The sequence below is a fragment of the Pseudomonas palleroniana genome (assembly GCF_003031675.1).
Taxonomy (GTDB): Bacteria; Pseudomonadota; Gammaproteobacteria; order Pseudomonadales; family Pseudomonadaceae; genus Aquipseudomonas; species Aquipseudomonas palleroniana.
In genome coordinates, this window is the sequence record NZ_PYWX01000047.1 from 1 (window position 1) to 1771 (window position 1771).

The 1771-nt window shown below is 59.7% G+C and carries 2 protein-coding genes; both read right to left on the reverse strand.

The features are described from left to right. Nucleotides 1–76 precede the first annotated feature (76 nt). Complete coding sequence (locus C9383_RS15485) at nucleotides 77–565, reverse strand: DUF1289 domain-containing protein (RefSeq protein WP_090371333.1); 489 nt, start codon at nucleotides 563–565, stop codon at nucleotides 77–79. Nucleotides 566–574: 9 nt separating this feature from the next. Further along, entirely contained in the window at nucleotides 575–1738 is a 1164-nt protein-coding gene (locus C9383_RS15490) for a ribonucleotide-diphosphate reductase subunit beta (protein WP_211322901.1), read from the reverse strand. Nucleotides 1739–1771 lie beyond the last annotated feature (33 nt).

Genomic DNA, 1771 nt, shown 5'->3' on the forward strand with positions numbered 1-1771 from the left:
TATCAGTCACAAATATATCGACTGACACACCGCCATCGGGAGCAAGCCCCCTCCCACATTTTATTTGTGTTGCGGGTCAGACTGTGGCGATCAACGCCGGCTCGAATGCGTCCTGCAGAAATCGTGGCGCGATATACCGCTCGTAATGCGCTTCGGACAGCAGGAAAAACTCCCGGTCAATCGCATCCCGCAGATCGGCCAGGCTGCGCTCACGAAATTCCGGCAGCAACGCCAGGCCATAGGCCTCCAACTTGGAAATCACCCGCGCCCCCCGGGCAATCAGCTGGTATGCCCAGCAATAGGGCGACTGGTGCGGCACGAAGCGGATCTTGCGGGTTTCCAGTTGCTGACGCAGAACAGACGCGTCAAATACCTCCAGCTTGCTGGCCATTACCTGCACCAGCAGTTGCTCCAGGCGCAGCCAGACTGCCTGCTTCTCCTCGGCGTTGTAGCCGTTCCACTGGATCACTTCATGGTGATATCGCTTGCAGCCCCGGCAGACCAGGTCCCCGTAAACGGTGGAGCAGAGGCCGACGCAGGGCGTCTTGATGGTTTGATTGGGCATCCGTCTTGATCAATCCCAGCTCAGCGCGCCGCCGGTCTGGTACTCGATCACCCGAGTCTCGAAGAAATTCTTCTCTTTCTTCAAGTCCATGATCTCGCTCATCCACGGGAATGGGTTGGTGGTGCCTGGATACTCTTCCTTAAGACCAATCTGCGACAACCGACGGTTAGCGATGAACTTCAAATAGTCTTCCATCATCGCCGCATTCATTCCCAGTACCCCACGAGGCATGGTGTCGCGAGCGTATTCGATCTCCAGCTGGGTCCCTTGCAGGATCATCTGGGTCGCTTCTTCCTTCATCTCGGCATCCCACAGGTGTGGGTTTTCGATTTTGATCTGGTTGATCACGTCGATACCGAAGTTCAGGTGCATCGACTCGTCGCGCAGGATGTACTGGAACTGCTCGGCGACGCCGGTCATTTTGTTGCGGCGGCCCATGGAGAGGATCTGGGTGAAGCCGCAGTAGAAGAAGATGCCTTCCAGCACGCAGTAGTAGGCGACCAGGTTGCGCAGCAGTTCCTTGTCGGTCTCGACGGTGCCGGTTTCGAACTTCGGATCGGAGATCGAACGGGTGTATTTCAGGCCCCAGGCGGCTTTTTTGGCGACCGATGGGATCTCGTGGTACATGTTGAAGATCTCGCCTTCATCCATGGCCAGCGATTCGATGCAGTACTGGTAGGCGTGGGTGTGGATCGCTTCTTCGAAGGCCTGGCGCAGGATGTACTGGCGGCACTCCGGGTTGGTGATCAGGCGGTACACGGCCAGCACCAGGTTGTTGGCGACCAGCGAGTCGGCGGTGGAGAAGAAGCCGAGGTTGCGCATGACGATGCGGCGTTCGTCGTCGGTCAGGCCCTCGGGGTTTTTCCACAGGGCGATGTCGGCGGTCATGTTGACCTCTTGCGGCATCCAGTGGTTGGCGCAGCCGTCGAGGTATTTCTGCCAGGCCCAGTCGTACTTGAAAGGCACGAGCTGGTTGAGGTCGGCGCGGCAGTTGATCATGCGTTTTTCGTCAACGGCGACGCGGGCGGAGGCGCCTTCGAGTTCGGCGAGGCCTTCGGCGATGTCGAGTTTGTCGAGGGCGGCCTTGGCGCGCACGATGGCGGCGGAGTCACTGGCGGTGACGGCGCGGGCTTCAACCGCGGCGGCAGCGCCGGCGCCGTCGAGGCGGTCCATGTTGGCTTCGGTGGCGTGGCCGGCGTTGGCGCC

Excerpts from the sequence above, each read along its gene's own strand:
- C9383_RS15485 (WP_090371333.1), bottom strand. The coding sequence starts at position 565 with ATGCCCAATCAAACCATCAAGACGCCCTGCGTCGGCCTCTGCTCCACC.
- C9383_RS15490 (WP_211322901.1), bottom strand. The coding sequence starts at position 1,738 with ATGGACCGCCTCGACGGCGCCGGCGCTGCCGCCGCGGTTGAAGCCCGC.